The organism is bacterium, assembly GCA_030685015.1.
GTDB lineage: Bacteria > CAIWAD01 > CAIWAD01 > CAIWAD01 > CAIWAD01 > CAIWAD01.
Genome location: JAUXWS010000072.1, coordinates 1 through 18,412, shown reverse-complemented (window position 1 = coordinate 18,412; position 18,412 = coordinate 1). Strand labels below are relative to the sequence as shown.

The following is an 18,412-nucleotide window of genomic DNA, read 5'->3' as shown; positions in this document are numbered from 1 at the left end:
AGATAGACGGGAAGCCCCATGACCCACCTGACCGACCCCTTCGCGCCCTTCCAGGTCGCGGCCGACGACTTCAAGAGCATTCTCTTCCAGGGCATCGCCACGGAGCACTACCTGCCCGCCATCGAGGAGGGCCTCCGCCGCACGCGAGCCAAGGTGGAGGAGATCAAGGCCAACCCCGCCCCGCCCGATTTCGCCAACACGATCGTCGCGCTGGAGCGGGCCAGCGAGGATCTGGACCTGGTCGCCGGCATCTACTTCGTGCTCTTCGGCGCCCACGGCACACCCGAGCACCAAGCCCTGGCCGAGCAGATCAGCCCCAAGCTGGCCGAGCTGTCCAGCGACCTGAGCCTTGACCCCGCCCTCTTCGCCCGCATCCAGGCCGTGTACGGGCAGCGGGCCGCCCTGGGCCTCGACCCCGAGTCGGATCGCCTCCTGGAGAAGACCTGGCTGGGCTTCACGCGCAACGGCGCGCTGTTGCCCATGGACAAGCAGGAGCGCCTGCGCGCCATCGACCAGGAGCTGTCCACCTTGAGTCCGCAGTTCTCCCGCAACGTGCTCAAGGCCACCAACGGTTGGGACCTGCACCTGGGCACGGAGGAGGAGCTGGTCGGCCTGCCCGAGACGGTGCGGGCCGGCCTCGCCCAGGAGGCCCGGAAGCGGGGCAAGGAGGGCTGGGTGGTCACCCTCCAGGCACCTTCGATGGTGCCCTTCATGACCTACAGCGCCCGCCGCGACCTGCGCGAGCAGGTCTGGCGCGCCTACAACGGCCGGGCCTACGGCGGCGAATTGGACAACCAGGGCCTGCTCAAGCGCTCGGTCGCCCTGCGCCACGAGCGGGCCGCCCTGCTGGGTTTCCCGGGCCATGCCGCCTATGTGCTGGCCGAGCGCATGGCCTGCGACCCGCCCACCGTCATGAGCTTCCTCGACCGCCTGCTGGCGGCCAGCCGTCCCGCGGCGGAGCGCGACGTGGCCCAGGTGGCGGAGCTGGCCCGCGCCGAAGGGGGTCCGGCCGAGCTGATGCCCTGGGATTTCGCCTACTGGTCGGAGCGGCTCAAGAAGCAGCAGCTCGACTTCGACGAGGAGGTGCTGCGCGCCTACTTCCCGCTGGAGAAAGTGCTGGAGGGCATGTTCCAGGTGGCCGGCCGCCTCTACCGTCTGCGCTTCGAGGAGCGGCGGGACGTGACGGCCTGGCACGAGGACGTGCGCGTCTTCCGCGTCAGCCGCGACGGCGCCCTGGTGGGCCTCTTCTATGTGGACCTCTTCCCGCGGGACACCAAGCAAGGCGGCGCCTGGCAGACCACCCTGCGCGATCAGGGCACCTGGCGCGGGGAAATGACCCGGCCCCACGTCGCCATCGTCTGCAACTTCACGCCGCCGGCCGGGGAGCAGCCCTCCCTTCTGCGCCTGGACGAGGTGCGCACCCTGTTCCATGAGTTCGGCCACGCCCTGCACAGCCTGCTCAGCGAGTGCCGCTACCAATCCATGGGCGGCACCAGCGTCTATTGGGATTTCGTGGAGCTGCCCAGCCAGATCATGGAGAACTGGATCACCGAGACGGATGCCCTCGCCCTCTTCGCCGGGCACTGGCAGACGGGCGATCCCGTCCCGGCCGACCTCATCGAGAAAGTGAAGAAGGTGCGCCGCTTCCAGGCCGGCTACTCCAGCCTGCGCCAGCTCAACTTCGCCCTGCTCGACATGGCCTGGCACCTGAACGATCCGGGCGAGGTGGGCGACGTGGCGGACTTCGAGCGCGAGCGGCTGGCCTCCACCCGCGTGCTGCCCCTGGTCGAGGGGACAGCGAGCAGCCCGGCCTTCAGCCACATCTTCGCCGGCGGTTACTCCAGCGGCTACTACAGCTACAAGTGGGCCGAGGTGCTGGAGGCCGATGCCTTCGAGCAGTTCCAGGCGGAGGGCATCTTCAACCCGGCCACGGCCGAGAGTTTCCGGGCCAACGTGCTGTCCCGGGGCAACAGCGCCCATCCCATGGACCTCTACGTCGCCTTCCGCGGCCGCAAGCCGGATCCGGACGCCCTCCTGCGACGGGATGGCCTGCTGGCCTGAGGGTGGAGCCCTTGGGGCCGGGCGGCTGGGGGCCAGACCGCTGGAAAGCCGTGGCGGGGCGTGGAAGCGCGGGCCCAAGCTTGCACCCGCCGTACCACGGAACTACTTTCATTGGTGAACCGGACAGACGATGCGTGAAGCTCGCCTGTTCTTCGCTTAACGAACCCCCGCTCGGGGGGCGTGATGGGTGGTGGGCTCGCAAGAGCCTGTAGTTCAACGGGTTAATTAAAGGAGAGACCCGTGAGCCGTGCGTATATCAGCAAAATACTGGATGGAGTGAAGACCAACCATCCGGGACAGCCTGAGTTCCACCAGGCGGTCGAAGAGGTGCTCATGAGCCTGGAGCCCGTGCTGGCCCGGCATCCTGAGTTCGAGCAGAACGCCATCCTCGAGCGGATGGTGGAGCCCGAGCGCGTCATCATGTTCCGTGTGCCCTGGGTGGACGACCAGGGCAAGGTCCAGGTCAACCGCGGCTTCCGCATCGAGATGAACAGCGCCATCGGCCCTTACAAGGGCGGCCTGCGCTTCCACCCCACCGTCAACCTCAGCATCCTCAAGTTCCTGGCCTTCGAGCAGGTCTTCAAGAACGCCCTCACCACGCTGCCCATGGGCGGCGGCAAGGGCGGCAGCGACTTCCAGCCCAAAGGACGGAGCGACAACGAGGTGATGCGCTTCTGCCAGAGCTTCATGACCGAGCTGTCCCGCCACATCGGCCCCAACACGGACGTGCCGGCGGGCGACATCGGCGTGGGCGGCCGCGAGATCGGCTTCATGTTCGGCCAGTACAAGCGCCTGCGCAACGAGTTCACGGGCGTGCTGACGGGCAAGGGCATCGCCTGGGGCGGCAGCCTGATCCGCCCGGAGGCGACGGGCTACGGCGCCGTCTACTTCCTTGAGGAGATGCTGAAGAAGAAGGACCAGGACCTCAAGGGCAGGACCGTGTCCATCTCGGGCTACGGCAACGTGGGCACCTTCATCGTCGAGAAGATCAACGAGCTGGGCGGCAAGGTCGTCACCCTGGGCGACGAGTACGGCTACGTGCACGACCCGGATGGGATCAAAGGCGAGAAGCTCGTCTACATGAGCACGCTCTGGGCCGTCTACCGCAAGAGCGCCAAGGAGTACGCCGACAAGTTCGGCTGCCAATGGGTGCCCGGCAAGCGCCCCTGGGAAGTCAAGGTGGACATCGCCATGCCCAGCGCCTGCGAGAACGAGCTGGACGGCGCCAGCGCCAAGGCCCTGGTCAAGAACGGCTGCATCGCCGTGGTCGAGGCGGCCAACATGCCCTGCACGCCGGAGGCGGTCGAGCACTTCCACGCCCACAAGGTCCTCTTCGCCCCGGGCAAGGCGGCCAACGCGGGCGGCGTGGCCACCAGCGGCCTCGAGATGAGCCAGAACAGCCTGCGCATGAGCTGGAGCCGCGAAGAGGTGGACGGCCACCTGCACCGCATCATGAAGAACATCCACGAGGCCTGCTACGCGGCCGCCGAGCAGTACGGCTCGCCGGGCAACTACGTGGTGGGCGCCAATGTCGCCGGCTTCCTCAAGGTGGCGGGCGCCATGATGGACCAGGGCATCGTGTAAGGATCATCCAGGGCATGACCCGACGGCGCCCCCCGCCAGGAGGGCGCCGTTTCAGTTCTCATCCGCGGGGGTGATCCGGCGCCATCACCGGGGACAATCCATGCGCCTGCTTGAATTGAGGGAATGCCATGTCCACCGTCCAGGTCACCCAGCTCCACGTCCTGGCCGTCTACGTCAGCGACTTGGCCGGCGCCCGCGACTTCTACACGACGCATTTCGGTTTCACCGAGGCGGGCGGGATGCCGCCCGGCCTGCTGTTGGAAGGCGGCGGGGCCACGCTCTACCTGGAGGCGGGGCGCGCCCCCCGGGACATGGAGCCGGAGCCGCCCTCCGCCGAGATCTGCCCCTGCTTCGGCCTGGAGAGCGTCAGGGCCGGCTGGGCGGCCCTCTCCGCCGCCGGTCTGCATGTGCTGATGCCCTACATCGAGTTCAGCCCCGCCTTCGCCATGTTCGCCGTGGCCGATCCCGACGGCAACCGCCTGGAATTCGCCGGCCGGCCATGAGCGCACGGAGGGACCAGGCAGGTCCGGCCCCGTCCTCGTGCTACCTTGCTCCCGGCCGATGCAACCTTCAGGTCTGCTGAGGAGCCTTCATGACCCGCAACCGCTTCGACCACATCGCCGGCTTCCAGGAGCTGATCCAGCACCGGGTGTCGGAGATCCTGCTCGTCGCCAGCCTTTACGACGCCTTCCTACTGGCCCAGGACGGCCAGCTGCAGGATCTCATCGCCAGCGAATTCGCCAGTCTCAACCTGGTGCACGCCCCCAAGATCACCCGCGTCTCCCGGGCCGGCAAGGCCCTGGAGACCCTCAAGGCGGGGCAGCCCTGCGACATGATCCTGCTCACGGTCAACGTGGGCGACATGCATGTCCTGCAGCTGGTGCGGGAGCTGCGCGGGGCGGGCATCACGATCCCGGTCATCCTTCTGGCCTACGATGCCCGGCACCTCGCCCCGCTGCTGGGGGGCCCCGAGGCGGACCTGATCGACCATGTCTTCGTCTGGCAGGGAGATTTCCGCATCCTCATCGCCATCGTCAAGCTGGTGGAGGACCGCCTCAACGTGGAGCAGGACTCCCGCGTGATGGGCGTCCAGTCGGTCATCCTCGTGGAGGACAACGTCCGCTTCTACAGCAGCTATCTGCCCGCCATCTACAAGGAGATCGTCCAGCAGGCCCACCGGCTGATGGACGAGGGGCTAAACCTGGCCCACAAGGTGATCCGCATGCGGGCGCGGCCCAAGATCCTCCTGGCCCGCACCTACGAGGAGGCCTGGCGCGATTTCGAGGCGCACCGGGAGAACCTGCTGGGCATCATCACCGACCTCGAGTTCCCGCGCGCCGGGGAGGTGGACCCCGACGCCGGCCTGCATCTGATCCGGGCGGTGCGCGCCCGCAGCCCGGAGCTGCCCATCCTCCTGCAGTCCAACCAACCCCACGTGCTGGAGCTGGGCGAGCAGCTGGGGGTGGGGGCGGTGCGCAAGAACAGCCGCAACCTCCTGCGCGACGTGCGCGGCTTCATGCGGGACAACTTTGGTTTCGGGGACTTCGTCTTCCGCCTGCCCGACGGCACGCCCATCGGCCGGGCGCGGGACCTGCACGCCCTGGAGCGCGCCCTGGAGACGGTGCCCGAGGAGAGCCTGCGCTTCCATGCCGAGCGCGGCCATTTCTCGAAGTGGCTGAAGGCGCGCACCGAGTTCGGCCTCTCGCGCCTGCTGGAGCCGCGCCGCGTCAACGAATTCCCTTCGCTGGAAGCCATGCGCCACTACCTGATCGAGGCCCTGGGCGATTACCGCCTGGACCGCACGCGCGGCATCGTCAGCGAATTCCATCCCGAGACCTTCGATCCGCGCAACAGCCTGGCCCAGATCGGCAAAGGCTCCATGGGCGGCAAGGCGCGGGGCCTCTCCTTCGTGCGCCACCTGCTCTCCCTGGGCGACCTGGGGGAGCGCTGGCCGGGCATCCGCGTGGCCATCCCCCCCGCCGTCGTGCTCTGCACGGAGGTCTTCGACCAGTTCGTGGAGCTGGGCGACCTGCAGGACTTCGCCCTGGACTGCGACGTCGACGAGCAGATCCGCCAGCGCTTCCTGGCGGCCATCTTCCCGCCGCTCTTCCAGATCGACCTGCGCCACGTGGTCGAACTGCTCGACGGGCCGCTCGCCGTGCGCTCGAGCAGCCTGCTGGAGGACAGCCAGTACCAGCCCTTCGCCGGCATCTACCGCACCATCATGCTGCCCAACAGCTCCGCGGACCACGAGCAGCGCCTGCGCGAGCTGATCGACGCCATCAAGCTGGTCTACGCGTCCACCTACTGCCAGGCGGCCAAGAGCTACATGCGCTCCACGCCCTACCGCATGGAGGAGGAAAAGATGGCGGTCATCATCCAGCGCCTGCAGGGGGCGCGCCATGGCGACCACTTCTACCCGGCCATCAGCGGCACGGCCCGCTCGACCAACTTCTATCCAACAGCGCCGGCCATGGATCGAGACGGGGTGGCCAGCGTGGCTCTTGGATTGGGCCATCTTGTCTCCGAGGGCGCCGAGACGGTGCGCTTCTGTCCCCGCTATCCGCGCCATCTTGGCATGTTCATGCACGCCGGCGAGGCGCTGCAGTACGGGCAGAAGCAGTTCTACGCCCTGCGCCTCACCGGGGACAGCCATGTGGGCGCCACCGAAGGCACGGAGCTTGAGACGCTTGAGCTGGACCAGGCCGAGCGGGACGGCACCCTGGCCTGGGTGGGATCCGTCTACAGCCCGGAGAACGACGCCGTCTACGACGGCCTGTCGCGGCCGGGGGCCCGCTTCGTCAGTTTCGCGCCCGTCCTCAAGCACGATCTCTTCCCGCTGGCCGAGATCATCTCCCGTCTGCTGCGGGTGGGCTCCCGTGGCATGAGCCGGCCCGTCGAGCTGGAGTTCGCCGTCAATCTCTTCCCTACGGGCGGCGAGACGATGGAGTTCAGCGTCCTCCAGATGCGGCCCATGGTCCTTTCCCAGGAGCTGGATGAGCTGAACCTGGAGGTGGATCCCGCCCGGGTCATCTGCCGAAGCAGCTCGGTGCTGGGCGCGGGTCGCCTGGACGACATCCACGACCTGCTGGTGGTGGACGTGGAACGCTTCGAGCGTCGCCACAGCCGCGAGGTGGCGGCTGCCGTGGGCGACTTCAACCGCACGCTTGTCCAGGAGCAGCGCCCCTTCCTGCTGGTGGGCGTGGGGCGCTGGGGCAGCTCCGATCCGTGGCTGGGCATCCCGGTCAGTTGGGATCAGATCTCGGGGGTGCGGGTCATCGTCGAGGCCGGTTTCCGCGACCTGATCGTCACGCCATCCCAGGGTTCGCATTTCTTCCAGAACCTGACGGCGCTGGGGATCGGCTATTTCACCGTCAATCCGCAGCAAGGGGAGGGCGAGTTGGACTGGGACTGGCTGCTGGGACAGCCGACCTTTCAGGAGCGGGGTCACGTCCGACACCTTCGTCTGGAGCAGCCGCTCTGTGTGCTGATGAACGCGCGCAGCCGCAGCGGCGTCATCCTGCGCCCGGCGCCGGCCTGATCGATCCCGGAGGCGGTCTAGCGGGAGCCGTGGCCTTCCTCCTCCGTCGGCGGGTCCGGCCACGCCGTGGCAGGACCTGCCATGCTGGACCACCGGGTCCCCAGTTCGAAACATCCTCCCTGCCTGAGCTTGCCTCATGCCCAGGCGCCCCCCGTGGCAGTCATCAAGAACCCTACGCGAGCACCGTCCCCATGCGAGGCGATCAGATCAGTTTATGTATTCGCTACACTTTGACTATGCCAAGAAGGGAATAAGCGTTGGCTTGGCCCCGAAGTATTGTCCAAATTCCGACAGTCGTGATCAATTGTCCGCCGCGTCAGCCCTTCGGCAAGAGAAAGTGATTGAAACTCAACAGGATATTGAGTGCGGCAAATGGCGCGCCCTTTGCTCCCCCCAGCTGTGATGGGAACGTCAATACAGCAATAGGGGGGACCATGAGGCAGAGCTTGATTCAGGTGGTCGGCATCGGCGCCATGCTGCTGCTGGTCGGCAAAGGGGCGGAGGCGGTCCAGGCCTGGGGCTTTGACTCGGACTCGGAGGGCTGGCTGGTGGCCGACCTGACCCAGGGCGGACCCTACCATCCGCCCCTCGCTTATACAAGTCTATCGCACAGTTCCGCCCAAGGCTTCCCGGGCGGTCAGGTCTTCCGCAGCGATCCCGGCCCCAACACTTTCGCCTTCTGCATGCCGGCCGAGGCCTTGAACAACGCCCAGCACTATGTGGGAGGTCGTCTGGAGTTCGCCCTGCGCTCCACCCAGCAGGATTACAGCGACGAGGCCCTGGTCATCCTGGCCAGTCCGGACCACACCCTGCTGGGCGACATTGCCGTGCCGGGTGTCCAGTGGACCACCTACAGCGTGCCATTGACCGCCGCCACCTTTCGCCAGGAAGGAGGCGGCCCGGTGAACGACGCGCTGTTCGCGGACATCATGGCTGATCTTGAAGCGCTTTACATCGTGGCCGAGTACGGCGCCGGCACCAGCGAGCGGACCCATTTGGACTCCGTCCGTCTGTGGGGTCCCTGCCCCACCCTGGCCGTGCCGTCGCTTGGCGCCGGGGTGCTCGTCGTGGCGGAGGAGCCCTTCCTGCAGTTGTCCTGGACGCCGGTGCCGGGTGCCGGGGTCTATGAGATCCTGCTGCTGGAGACGCCCTGGGGTCGGGGGCAAAGCCTGGCCATCACCAGCGACACCATCTGGACCGGGCCGGCCAGCGGCGACCAGGTGGGCGCCTTCAGGGTCAAGGCGCGCTGCGACTGATCATCGAGCTGGTGACGGGAGCCGGAGACCCCCAACTCAGGCTGTGGTGAACGGCTGTGCCCGGCGCCCTGGTCTACGATGTGCTGGAGCTGGATTCGCCCTGGGGTGGGGCCACGGTCCTGGCCACGACCGGGGAGCTGGAATGGATGGTGGCGGCGGATCCGCCCATGACGCGGGTCTTCCAGGTGCGAGCCCGCTGCGAGGGATGGGACAGCGACTGCTGGACGTAGGGACACGCCATGGCGTGTCCCTACTACCCCGCCCGGACTCGAACCAGGAACATCAGGACCAAAACCTGAGGTGTTGCCAATTACACCACGGGGTAAAGGACGGGCCGCAATGTGGCAAAGCGTGACGCGGCTTAGAAGGGGCGCGCCCAGCTCAGCCGCCAGGAGCTGAGGCCTTCGACCCGGGTGGCGGCCTCCTCCCCCTCGCGCCGCCACTGGATCCAGTCCGCCTCCAGCCGGAGCACGCCCAGATCGCGGCCGGACGTGGTCGCCAGAAGCAGGCCCATCGAGCAGCCCAGCTCCATGCCGCGGCGCTTCTCCAGATGCCCGGCCAGGAAGGGCGCCTCATCCGCGTCCATTCCCTCCCGATGGGCCAATCCACGGTCGCCCCCCACATTGCGTCCCATGGGGTTGGCGCCATGCACCAGATGGAAGTGGTTCGCCGAAATCAGGATGAGGGGATCGGCACGCAGGCCGGGCAAGACGAGGGGCCGGTCGGCATTCCATTCATGGCGCCAGCGCCATTCCGTGGCCCGCGTGTTGGGGTCTTCGAAGGGTCCCAGGGAGGCACGGCCGTGGCTCCATTGGCTGACTTGCCAGCGATGTGCGCCGAAGTAGGGCCGCGCCCGCGTGTGCTGGATCCCCAGCCAGCCCAGCCCGGGCAGGGCCAGGGAGCCAAGTCTCATGCCGCCCATGCGGCCGTCCCCGCGCCGCCAGACGGGAAGCGGGCAGCCGTCGAGGGCGATCCGCGAGGCGGTGCGCTGTCCCTCCAGCGCGCGGCCCCACTCACCCAGGGTGTAGTCGTCCACGGCCAGCTCGCCGGACAGCATCCAGGCGCCAGGCAGGCGGGCGGGCAGGCGCCAGCGCAGGTCGGCGAAGAGCAGGGTGTTGTCCAGGTCGCCCTGGGCGTGCTGCTGGCTCCAGAGAAAGCCGGCCGGCACCAGGTAGCCCGGGCCGGGGCGACGATCCCCCACCACCACCGCCTCGCCCAGGCCCAGCGCCAGCTGGTCGCCGCGCCATTCCAGGCGATGGGCCACCAGCCATTTCTCCCGGGGCAGGACCTTGGGATCGGCCGGATTCTGGGGGTTGGGCACCAGGGTCCCCGCCTCGCCGCTGGACAGTTCGCCCACGATCTGCAGCAGGCTGAGGCGGCCGCTTTCGAGACTGAGCCGCAGGTGGGAGACAGCGGGCGCCTCCTCGCCCCTGATCAGGACGCTGCGGCCGGAGCCTGTTCCCCAATGCAGATGGTCGCTGCCCAGGGAGATCTGCCAGGTTGAGGTGGCGCCGGCTTGCCCCCAGAGGGTGGCGCCAGCCCGGCTTTCGTCATGGGTCAGGGTGCCGTCCCGGCTTTCCTCCCACAGCCAGCGGTCATCCTCGCGCCAAAGGGGGTGGTCGCGCCGGTCCAGATCGCCCTCCAGGCCCATGTCCCGCACATGCAGCCAGAAGGCCGCCCGCCCGGCCCAGACCGCCTCCGCGTCGAGGCCGTTCCCTGCCTCGTCGAGGGAGCCATCGGCGTCGCCGTCCAGGCGCCAGGTCGCCAGCTCGAGGCGGGGATCCAGCGCCGCCGCGAAGTCTCCACTTCGGATCGCCAGCAATCCCCGCGCCGCTGCCGCATCATCGGGCCGGGACCAGGGGCGGGCGCGGGACAGCCAGGAAAGGGTGGGGGTGGACGGCGCGTTCCGCCAGACGTGTCGGGGCAGGGGCCAGGCCGCCGGCGGGGGCGGGCAGTGCGGGTCCAACAGCCAGGCGGTGCCCAGGGCCGGCACCAGTCCTGGCACGAGGGGGCTATCCAGGATGTGGTCATCCAGTTCGGCGGCGCGGGGAAGACAGCGGGCCGGCGGCGCGTGAGCGGCCAGGATCAGGCTCAGGACGGCGATGGTTCGGAGGGGTCGCAGGGATGGGCGGGTCATGATTTTCGCGCTTGTCTTGGGTGTCCGGGTGGCATTCCGTGATCCTGAAGGAGTCATGTCGCTTCGTTGCTCTCAAGAATGGCAAACCCTAAGTTGAAAACCATGTTGACAAGCCTGATCGCGGTGAACAAGCCAAGTGCCGCGCCATTCAAGGAGGAGTTATGACCATCAACCCGAGGACGGGTGCCGCCGTTGTTTGCACGCTGCTCATTGCTGGACAAGCTTTGGCGGCCACCACCACCGATCGTGTCGAGCCCTGGGGGAGGACCTCCCTCGAGCGACCGGCCGCGTCCGATCGCACCGAGGCCGTGCTTTTCGGCACGGATTTCGAGAACGGCTGGGACGGGTGGACCACGGTCGACCTGACGGCCATCACGCCCGTCTGGCACACGTCCACCTTCAATGCCTACGCCGGCAACAGCTGGTGGTGCGGCCTGCAGTCCCTGAACGGCTATGACAACAACTGGCTGCAGTACCTGGAGACTCCCGCCGTCGCCATCACAGCGGCCCCGGCCCAGCTCAGCTTCCAGCTGCGCTACGCGGTGGAGGCCCCGGGCGGCGAGCCGGCCGGCTACAATGCCTGGGACGGCTGCAACGTGTGGATGAGCGTGAACGGCGGCCCCTGGACCGTGGCCACCGGCTTCTCCTGGGCCTACACGCACAGCAGCCTCTACAGTTTCGGCGAGATCTTCGGCATGGGCACGGGCATTCCCGGCTGGGCGGGGACTTCCGCCTGGCGCGCCGTGACCAAGGACCTGGCCGCCCACGTGGGCCAGACTGTGGCCTTCCGGTTCGCTTTCTGCAGCGACGGCGCCTACTGCACGGCCAACAATCCGGCCATCTTCGGCATGCTGGTCGATGACGTGGTCATCACCTCGGGCGGCAACACGGTCCTCCAGAACAACGCGGACGGCATCGCCACCCCCGCGGAGTTCACGGGAGTCTCGGGCGGGGCCTCGGGCAACACCTGGACCCTCAGCACGGCCAGCTCGCACAGCCCCACCCACGCGGCCAACGCGGCCATGGGTCACGGCTTGCTCAACGCGCTTGTCTCACCGGCCTACACGCTGCCCGCCGACCAGGACCTCTGGCTGGAGTTCTGGATCCGCTGCCACATGTTGGACTTCGATGGCGACGGCAACAATTCGCTGGAGGACTACTACCACGTGGAGCTCTCCGCCAACGGTGGACCCTGGACCACCCTCTTCTACGACTATGGCGACGTCTCCCGCCCGGGCGGGAGCGGCTGGGCCGATTACCAGCCCGGCATGCCCTTCAACGGCAACATCGCCATGAGCCTGAACGAGTGGGGTGGCCAGAGTGTCCGGCTGCGCTGGCGCATCACCACCGACTGGAACGACGACGGCGGCATCGGCACCGGCCTGTGGATCGACGACGTGGAGATCTGGGGCAGCGATGTGCCGGCCAACGACCTGGCCTGCACCCACATCATCCCGAGCTATCCGCGCACCGTGGGCGCCCAGTGCCCCACCTACGTGCGCTACGCCAACAACGGCTCCACCGCCCTGAGCGAGATCCAGGCCTGGATGGTGGTCAACGATCAGTTGAACGGACCCATCATGCCCCGGCTCAACATTCCGCCGCTCTCCTCCCAGACGCGCACTTACAACTGGACGCCCGCTCTCTTCGGCGAGAATGAGCTGAAGAGCTACGGCAACAACCCCGACGACCAGGTGCCCGTCAACGACACGCTGTGGGTCAGCCCCATCGATGTGCGCCCGGCCGGACAGTACGAGTTCGGCTACAGCTTCCAGGAGCCCGCCTTCTACTTCAGTGGCGGCGACCCGGCCATGTTCGTGGACGATGTCTCCCGACTGGGCCTGGGCACCCTGGACGTGCTCAGCGTGACGCTCGGCCTTTATGATCCCAACGGCAACGCCGGCGGTCGCGTCATCCGCATCCACATCATGGAAGACAACGACGGGCAGCCGGGCACCGAGATCTGGAACGGGGACTACACCCTCACCACCCAGGGCGCCCTCACCCTGTGGGAGTTCGAGGTGGAGGCCGGCGTCCAGGTGGACGGCGACTTCTGGGTCTGGTGCGAGCGCCTGACCGATTATCCCCACGCCCTGGGCAACGACCTGGTCTGGAACACGGGGCACTACGCCATCACCGACGGCATCGACTTCGACCTGGGCTTCAGCGATGCAAACGGCAATGAGCTGATGCTGTGGGTTCTGACCGAGGCGGACATCGACGTGGCGGACGGCGTCGGCCGCCCAGCCGACTTCGCCCTGGAGAGCGCCGTGCCCAACCCCTTCAACCCGACCACGCAGCTGGACTTCCGGGCCCCGGCCGGGACGCAGATCAGTCTGAAGGTTTACAACCTGCGTGGGCAGGTGGTGGCCAACCTCTTCGAAGGCGCGGCCAGTGGCCAGATGCAAAGCGCCGTGTTCGACGGCGGACGCCTGGCCAGCGCCGTCTACTTCGCCCAGCTGGAGAGCGAGGGTCGCGTCTCCACGCAGAAGCTGCTGCTCAGCAAATAACGCCTGCCCAACATCGGGGCGGAACGCCCAAACACTGGCCCCCATCCATGAGGTGGGGGCCTTTTCTCAAGCACCGAACGGGGAAGGGCGGGCTGGTGGCCGTCCATCGTTCACGTGCAGGCTGGCGCCACAGGAAGCCCATGCAACCGTTCGAAGCCCTGGCTTGTGTGGGATTCCGGGAAGCGAGGATTGCCGGAAGCGGGACTTGAACCCGCACGGCCTTGCGGCCAGGGGATTTTAAGTCCCCCGTGTCTGCCATTTCACCATTCCGGCGCAAGGGGCAAGGTATCACCCGGCGCGTGCGGGGTCCAGGGATCGGCCGGCGCCGTTTCGTGGGGACGACGATTGGCGTAGCAATAGCGGCAGCCGAAAGCGCAGCTGTCGTAGACGCCCACGTCACGGGAGCGGCAACAGCCGCACCCGGCCCGGCTGGGAGCGGCTCCCAGGGCGCCGGCGACCAGGCCCCGCCTCTGCTCGAACCAGGCGCCATCCAGGCAGGCCCCGGGCAGGACCTGTGAGTGCTCCAGCATGTCCGGCTCGCAGCAGGCCTTGAGCGTCAGTCCGTGACGGCGGGCGACCCCCGCCAATGCGTCCAACAGGTCGCGCCGGGCGGCCGGCGTGGGGTTGTGCAGGCGGAAGCCGCGTCCTTCCACGGGGAGCAGATTGCGGCGGGTGCGGGCATAGAGGTCCAGCCAGGACAGCATCACCTCACTGACATGGCCGGCCAGGCGGGGCGCCAGGGCTTCGAAGCGCTCCACCCACCACTCGGCCGGCGTCCCCTCGCTCAGTAGAAGGGGATCGAAGCGCCAGCTCAGGTGCCGGGGACCCAGGCCTTGCGCGAGGGAGGCCAGGGCGGGCAGCACCTCGGCCACAGCCGGCGCGCGGGGCTCCAGCTCCCGCGGCATGCCTGTGAGCGTGACGTGGACGCGCAGGGCGTCCCGCCAAAGGCGGCGCAACTCGTCCAGATGGGGGAGCAGGGCCGCCGGCCGCCGGGTCCAGAAGACGATGCCGGCCACCTCGGGCCCCACCAGGCGGATCCGCTGCGGCCGTCCAGTGAAGGGGTGGGGCACCGTCATCCACCCCCGGCGGGCATGTCCCAGGAAGGCCTCCAGCTGGAAGGCGGGAAGGTCCATGCGCCGGGAGGCCGAGAGCAGATGCATGCCATGCCCCCATGCTGTCGCCATCGCTGGCGCGCTCGGAAGGAGGATGAACGCTGCGCCGCCACGTCGTTCGCGGCGTGGCAAAGAAGCGGGCGAAGCCCGTCCGGACCCCGCCCGCCCATTGATCCTAAAGGGTCAGATCAGGCCTTCTTGACGAAGTCCTTGATCCATTCCGTGGTCACGGTCTTGGGCCGCTCGATGGGCAGACCAAGCGCGCGGTCCCAGATCAGGCTGGCCAGCACGCCCAGGGCGCGGCTGACGCCGAAGAGCACGGTGTAGTAGTCGTACTCGTCCATGCCGTAGTGCACCAGCAGGCAGCCGCTGTGGGCGTCGACGTTGGGCCAGGGGTTCTTGGCCTTGCCGTGTTTCAGCAGGATGTCCGGGGCGGACTCGAAGATCATGCCGACCAGCTTGAAGAGCGGGTCCTCGGGCAGGTGCTTGAGGGCGAACTCGCGCTGGGCCATGTAGCGGGGATCCGTCTTGCGCAGCACGGCGTGGCCATAGCCGGGAATCACCTGGCCGCTGTTGAGCGTGTCCCACAGCGCCTTCTCGAGCTGCTCCTTGCTGGGCACGTCCACGCCCAGCTTTTCGCGGAACTCGAAAACCCAGCGCAGCACTTCCTGGTTGGCCAGTCCGTGGAGCGGACCGGCCAGGCCGTTCATGCCGGCCGAGAGCGAGAGATAGGGGTCGCTCAGGGCGCTGCCCACCAGATGGGTGGTGTGTGCGCTGACGTTGCCGCCCTCATGGTCGCAATGGATGGTCAGGTAGAGGCGCATCAGCTCGCGGAAGTCCTTGCTGTCGTAACCCAGCATGTGGGCCAGGTTGCCACTCCAGTCCTGGGTGGGATCCGGTGCGATGTGCTTCCCGCCCTTGTAGGAGCGGCGGTAGATGTAGGCCGCCACCTGGGGCAGGCGCGCCAGGAGGTCCATCGTGTCCTCATAGGCCCAGGACCAGTACTCCTTCTTGGGCATGCCCTCGCGGTACTTCTTCGCGTATTGACTCTCCGTCTGCAAGGCGAGGATGCCCGCCGAGAACTGGGTCATGGGATGGGCGTCAACGGGCAGGGCGTCCAGCGCCTTGAAGACGTGGGCCGGAACCTTGGCGCGGCTGCGCCACTCCTCCGTCAATTCGTCCACTTCCGCCCTGGTGGGAACCTGGCCGGTGAGCATGAGCCAGAAAATGCCTTCCGGCTGGGGTTCCTCGCCCTCGGGATGGTGGGGCAGCTGCTGTTGACACTCTGGAATGGAAAGGCCGCGGAAGCGGATTCCTTCGAACTTGTCCAGCAGGCTGGTCTCCGTCACCATGCAGGTCACGTCGCGAATGCCGCCGTAGGCCTGGTCGATGGTGCATTCCCCCAGAACTTTGGTGCCATGCTCGGCGCGCAGCTTCTTGATCTCCTCCTGCATGGGAGGAATGGCAGCCGCTACTTTGCTCTTCAATGTGGACATGGTGACTCCTTTGCTGCATGAACGATGGAGTGCCGTCCGCGGACGGATGATGTTGCAAAATTGACAAGAGAACTTAAGAAAGTTGTCAACCTCTTTCACGGTCCTGGGTGCCACCGGACAAAACAGGACAATCATCGCTTGCCCCAAGTCCACTGGGCTGGTAGCTTGTCGGCACTGCAGGTATCCAGAGGAGGACGCATGAAGAGGGCCATCACCCTGTCGTTCCTGGCCAGCCTGGTCGGCGGCGCCCATGCCCTGGCTGCTGGACCCTGCCATCCGGGCCAGGTGATCGTTCGGCTGGCGGAGGAGACGACCCCCGCCCAGGCCGCGCTTCAGCTGGACGGCGCCGGGCTGACCCTGGGTCCTGTGCTGTGTCCCCGTCTGGACATCTTCCTGCTTGTCCTGGATGGATCCCTCGCCGTGCCCCCGACCCTGGAAGGACTGCGCACACATCCAGCCCTGCGCTGGGCACAGGCGGACCACTGGCTGGAGGACCGCCTGACGCCGGACGACCCGGAGTTTCCCCTCCAGTGGAACCTGCAGCAGGGGAGCGATGCCGACATCGACGCCCCGGAGGCCTGGGATCTTGGTACCGGTGGAACGGACCCGCTGGGTCGACCTATTGTGGTCGCCGTGGTGGACGGAGGGATGGATCTCACCCATCCGGACCTGGCCCCCAACGCCTGGATCAACAGCGGCGAGATCGCGGGCAACGGGCTGGACGACGACGGCAACGGCTTCATCGACGACGTGCACGGCTGGGACGCCTACAACAATGACGGATCCCTTCCCTTCAACGGCCACGGCACGCATGTCTCGGGCATCGTGGGCGCCCGCGGCGACAACGCCAACCAGGTGTGCGGCGTGAACTGGGAGGTGGGCCTCATGACGGTGGCGGGCAGCAGTTCCCTGACCAGCGTCGTGGTCGTGGCCTACAACTACGTCCTGGAGCAGAAGGCCCAGTGGCTGGAGAGCGGGGGAGCGATCGGGGCCAACGTGGTGGCCAGCAATTCAAGCTTCGGCGTGAACTTCGCCAATTGCGAGCTGGGCGACTATCCGCTCTGGAACGACCTTTACAACGAGATGGGCGCGGTGGGCATCCTCTCCGCCGCCGCCACCATGAACACCAACGCCAACGTGGATCTGCAAGGGGACGTGCCCACCAGCTGCTCCTCGCCCTGGCTCATCACCGTCACCAACACGACCGCGGCCGACCTGCGCAACACGGGTTCGGCCTATGGCGCCACCACCATCGATCTGGGGGCGCCAGGCACGCAGGTGCGCTCAACCTACCTGAACGGCACCACCACCCCCCTGACCGGCACCTCCATGTCGTCACCCCACGTGGCCGGGGCTGTCGCCTTCCTGCACGCCGTCATGTCCGACAGCTTGGCCGCCCTGGTGGTGGCCGATCCGGGCGGCGCCGCGCTGGTGATCAAGGATCTGATCCTGACCACCGTCGATCCGCTTCCCTCGCTGGACGGCATCACCGTCTCGGGCGGCCGCCTCAACCTGCACCGGGCGGCCCTGGCCGCGGCCTCGTGGCCGCCCCCGCCCAGACCGGTGGTGGGCATCGCCCTGCTGCCCGACCGCCGCATCCGCCTCACGTGGGACGAGCTCATCGGAGCAACAGCCTACCATGTGGAAAAGCGGGAATCCTGGCCGGACGCCTGGCAGCGGGTGGACACAGTGCCCGGCCTGTCATGGACAAGCCCCCCCGTCGGCATCAATGCCCGGGCGTGCTTCAGGGTCCTGGCCGAGCTGCCTTGAGTGTTCGCCCGCCAAGGATGCTGATCAGCGGAGGGCTTCGACGGGTGGATGCAGGTGGCCGAGGGCCAGGGTCAGTTGACGGCGGGCCAGTTCGCTCTCGACCGAGTCCAGCAACTGGCGCATCTTGGCGCGGTCGCTGTAGATCTCCAGATGGTCCGCCTCGACCACGATCACGGGGATGTCGCGGATGCGGCCGATCCAATCCTCGTAAAGCAGATTCAGGCGCTGCAGGTATTCGGGCGAGATGCCTTGCTCGTAGCTGCGTCCCCGCTGCTGGATGCGCGCCACCAGCGTGTCCACCGAGGCGCGCAGGTAGATGAGCAGGTCCGGCTTGCGCAGGAATTGGCACATGTTGTGGAAGAGGCGGTAGTAGGTCAGCCATTCCCGCTCGGTGATGTGCCCCATCTGGTACAGGTTGCGGGCGAAAATTTCCACATCCTCCCAGATCGTGCGATCCTGGATGGCACCCCGCTCACCGTCGCAGAGGCGTAGGTGGTCGGCATAGCGGGACTGGAGAAAGTAGATCTGCAGGTGGAAGGCCCAGCGCGGCATGTCGCCGTAGAAGTCCTGCAAGAAGGGGTTGTCGGCCACGCTCTCGTAGTGGGGATCCCAGCTGAGTCGCCGGGCCAGCCAGTCCGTCAGAGTCGTCTTGCCCGCGCCGATGTTGCCGGCGATGCCGATCAGTCCTTTCATGGGCCAAAGGTAGAAAAGACTCCGGGGCATTGGGCGGCCCGGCGAGGGAGGGCGCGGCCCTGGGCCGGACTTTCTACCTTGTGCCCCGGCCATTCGCCACCCTAGCTCAATTGGTAGAGCAACGGTTTTGTAAACCGTAGGTTGGGGGTTCAAGTCCCCTGGGTGGCCTGATGAGAAGGGGGAACCAGCTGGATCCCCCTTGTCTGTCTCGGATGACGGGTCCTGCTCAGGAACGGGGCTTCGTCGGTTTGG

12 protein-coding genes and 3 tRNA genes are annotated in these 18,412 nt (G+C 67.3%); 9 read left to right on the top strand and 6 right to left on the bottom strand.

Features of this window, described 5'->3' with window-relative positions; translation table 11 throughout:
• Nucleotides 1-18: 18 nt before the first annotated feature.
• The 6 genes from Q8O14_10640 (at nt 19) to Q8O14_10615 (ending at nt 8,672) form a co-directional block, all read left to right on the top strand.
• The gene (locus tag Q8O14_10640) at nt 19-2,061 is read left to right on the top strand and encodes a M3 family metallopeptidase (protein ID MDP2361189.1); all 2,043 of its coding nucleotides are present in this window, start codon (nt 19-21) and stop codon (nt 2,059-2,061) included.
• A gap of 240 nt (nt 2,062-2,301) precedes the next feature.
• On the top strand, nt 2,302-3,645 hold the full coding sequence (gdhA, locus tag Q8O14_10635; GenBank protein MDP2361188.1) for an NADP-specific glutamate dehydrogenase: 1,344 nt from the start codon (nt 2,302-2,304) through the stop codon (nt 3,643-3,645).
• A 128-nt stretch (nt 3,646-3,773) separates the two neighbouring features.
• On the top strand, nt 3,774-4,148 hold the full coding sequence (locus Q8O14_10630; protein ID MDP2361187.1) for a VOC family protein: 375 nt from the start codon (nt 3,774-3,776) through the stop codon (nt 4,146-4,148).
• Between the two features lie 89 nt (nt 4,149-4,237).
• On the top strand, nt 4,238-7,186 hold the full coding sequence (locus Q8O14_10625) for a PEP/pyruvate-binding domain-containing protein (protein ID MDP2361186.1): 2,949 nt from the start codon (nt 4,238-4,240) through the stop codon (nt 7,184-7,186).
• A 434-nt stretch (nt 7,187-7,620) separates the two neighbouring features.
• Entirely contained in the window at nt 7,621-8,442 is an 822-nt protein-coding gene (locus tag Q8O14_10620) for a laminin B domain-containing protein (protein MDP2361185.1), read from the top strand.
• 56 nt (nt 8,443-8,498) lie between these two features.
• Nucleotides 8,499-8,672, top strand: coding sequence for a hypothetical protein (locus Q8O14_10615; protein MDP2361184.1), 174 nt, complete (start codon nt 8,499-8,501; stop codon nt 8,670-8,672).
• 23 nt (nt 8,673-8,695) lie between these two features.
• Here the strand turns inward: Q8O14_10615 and Q8O14_10610 are convergent.
• Nucleotides 8,696-8,767, bottom strand: a tRNA-Gln gene (locus Q8O14_10610).
• A 36-nt stretch (nt 8,768-8,803) separates the two neighbouring features.
• Entirely contained in the window at nt 8,804-10,579 is a 1,776-nt protein-coding gene (locus Q8O14_10605; protein ID MDP2361183.1) for a hypothetical protein, read from the bottom strand.
• A gap of 161 nt (nt 10,580-10,740) precedes the next feature.
• Between Q8O14_10605 and Q8O14_10600 the strand changes: the two genes are divergently transcribed.
• Nucleotides 10,741-13,089 carry a T9SS type A sorting domain-containing protein gene (locus Q8O14_10600; protein MDP2361182.1) on the top strand — a complete coding sequence of 783 codons (2,349 nt, stop codon included), beginning with the start codon at nt 10,741-10,743 and terminating at the stop codon, nt 13,087-13,089.
• A gap of 190 nt (nt 13,090-13,279) precedes the next feature.
• On the opposite strand, the gene Q8O14_10595 is transcribed toward Q8O14_10600, so the two are convergent.
• The 3 genes from Q8O14_10595 to Q8O14_10585 all read right to left on the bottom strand — a co-directional run bounded on the left by Q8O14_10595 (nt 13,280) and on the right by Q8O14_10585 (nt 15,697).
• Nucleotides 13,280-13,362, bottom strand: a tRNA-Leu gene (locus Q8O14_10595).
• A complete protein-coding gene (locus tag Q8O14_10590) occupies nt 13,350-14,249 on the bottom strand; it encodes a DUF1848 family protein (protein MDP2361181.1) in 900 nt (299 codons plus the stop codon). Before Q8O14_10590 ends, Q8O14_10595 begins: the two co-directional genes overlap by 13 nt.
• A gap of 140 nt (nt 14,250-14,389) precedes the next feature.
• On the bottom strand, nt 14,390-15,697 hold the full coding sequence (locus tag Q8O14_10585) for a citrate (Si)-synthase, eukaryotic (protein ID MDP2361180.1): 1,308 nt from the start codon (nt 15,695-15,697) through the stop codon (nt 14,390-14,392).
• Between the two features lie 198 nt (nt 15,698-15,895).
• Here Q8O14_10585 and Q8O14_10580 point away from each other — a divergent pair, with 198 nt between their 5' ends.
• Nucleotides 15,896-17,467, top strand: coding sequence for a S8 family serine peptidase (locus Q8O14_10580; protein ID MDP2361179.1), 1,572 nt, complete (start codon nt 15,896-15,898; stop codon nt 17,465-17,467).
• A gap of 24 nt (nt 17,468-17,491) precedes the next feature.
• Here Q8O14_10580 and Q8O14_10575 read toward each other — a convergent pair whose 3' ends face one another.
• Nucleotides 17,492-18,160, bottom strand: a complete 669-nt coding sequence (locus Q8O14_10575) for a deoxynucleoside kinase (protein MDP2361178.1) — start codon at nt 18,158-18,160, stop codon at nt 17,492-17,494.
• 95 nt (nt 18,161-18,255) lie between these two features.
• On the opposite strand from Q8O14_10575, the gene Q8O14_10570 reads away from it, so the two are divergent.
• Nucleotides 18,256-18,328: transfer RNA gene (locus Q8O14_10570), tRNA-Thr, on the top strand.
• Nucleotides 18,329-18,412 lie beyond the last annotated feature (84 nt).